General features: G+C 36.6%; 1 protein-coding gene. It reads right to left on the minus strand.

The features are described from left to right. Nucleotides 1-605 precede the first annotated feature (605 nt). Nucleotides 606-1,322 (minus strand): class I SAM-dependent methyltransferase, encoded by a 717-nt coding sequence (locus tag WG905_RS19465; RefSeq protein WP_339593432.1) that lies wholly within the window; start codon nucleotides 1,320-1,322, stop codon nucleotides 606-608. Nucleotides 1,323-1,676 lie beyond the last annotated feature (354 nt).

A 1,676-nucleotide genomic window follows, 5' to 3' on the forward strand; every position in this document is an offset into this window, starting at 1 on the left:
CTTTTGTTTTATCTGGCTTTCGCCTAACTCCACAAAGAACAACATTACTATACTTTAGCTCTTCAAATCAACCTCTACTCTATCCCTTTCACTGTTTCACTTCCTCCGAAGCGGGATGCAAAAGTAAGAAAAAATATCATTCAGTCAAACAATTATACACTCTAAATTGTATACACACGATAAATAGCTGATTAACAGTCTATTTACTTTCTAAATATGAACTATTCCGGTAAATAACAGACAAATTTTACAACATTACCTTGCGTAGCCACCGCAAATAACAAAACTTCCAAAAACAAACCTCTACTCAATTGATTACCAAAACGATTCCATTCATATTTGCTAGAAGTATGACCAGGACAAAATATCTGACATAAACGGCCACACATCATCCTAGACATTTATTTAAACCAATACTCCTAATACCTGAGACAAGACATCACTGAACAAATTGATCCAAAGAATCGGAGGATCTCTATTAAAGATCACATCAATGAAGTAAAAGCGAGGATGTTAAGATAGCTCCCATGTCGTATAAAGCTAAACAAGGAGATCATAGCAATAAGTAAACTCGTACAAAAAAGAAATAAATAAAATCGTACAAATTATTTTTTCTGAAAAAGAAGAAAATGCTGTAAGGGCAGAAACTTCCCAAGTTGAACAAGGGTATAACCATTTGCTTCAAGTTCTTTCTTTACCTGGACTACAGACATTTTATGTTCCGGTATTATATTAACAGCAGCATCTTCCAGTTTATATTCCAGCAACAATAATTTCCCATCAGGTTTCAGCGCAGCTCTAATGGCTTTCAAAAATTCTTTAGGATATAGTAGCTCATGATATACGTCAACCATGATAGCAAGATCAACCGACCGTAGGGGTAACGACGGACTTCTTTCATTCCCTTTAACGACGACCACATGGTCAAACTTTAAAGATTTACTCCTATCTTTCAAATAATTGATGGCATCATCCTGAATCTCCACCGCATATAGTTTACCTGCAGGAATCAATGGGGCAATCCGGAAAGTATAAAAACCGGAGCCGGCACCAATATCAGCTACTACAGTATACTTACGAATTGGCAATTTGGAAATAACAAGATTAGTGTTTTCTTCACGGGCACGGGTTTTACGTTCTAACCAAGCTACACCGTCGAAGCTCATCACTTGTGCAATTTCCCTCCCCATGTAAACCTTTCCTGTTCCATTCCTTGAAGGCTCCTTGAAGGTATATAAAGAATCTGCACTTTGAGCAATGCATATAGTAGTGTAAGAATAGATGATTAGTATAAAAGCACTATTATAGAGGAACTTTTTCATACACATCAGAATTTAAACCTAAAATATGGTGTAAAAAGGTTAGCCCAGGTATCGATCGTTAATTACACAAATTTACTGAATTCGAATTAGATTGCTGGTATCATTATTCTTTACTTAAAGGCAGCGCCAAGATTATAAAAGCAATTTGGTCGTGTTCAAGAATGCAATAAGCGTAGGAACATATTTTAATGCTGCAGCCAGTTAATAACCACAAAAAAGATAGTAAGGCCGGCAGACCTTAAATAAATAGCCAGGAGAAAGGATTTAATATAAGAAGTCAGAAGTGGGGAATTCACCGGGAGGAAACAAGCCGGCTATGTATAAAGCAAGCATCAGGTGGTCCTGATCAAAACG

The sequence above is a fragment of the Pedobacter immunditicola genome (assembly GCF_037482985.1).
Lineage (GTDB): Bacteria > Bacteroidota > Bacteroidia > Sphingobacteriales > Sphingobacteriaceae > Pedobacter > Pedobacter immunditicola.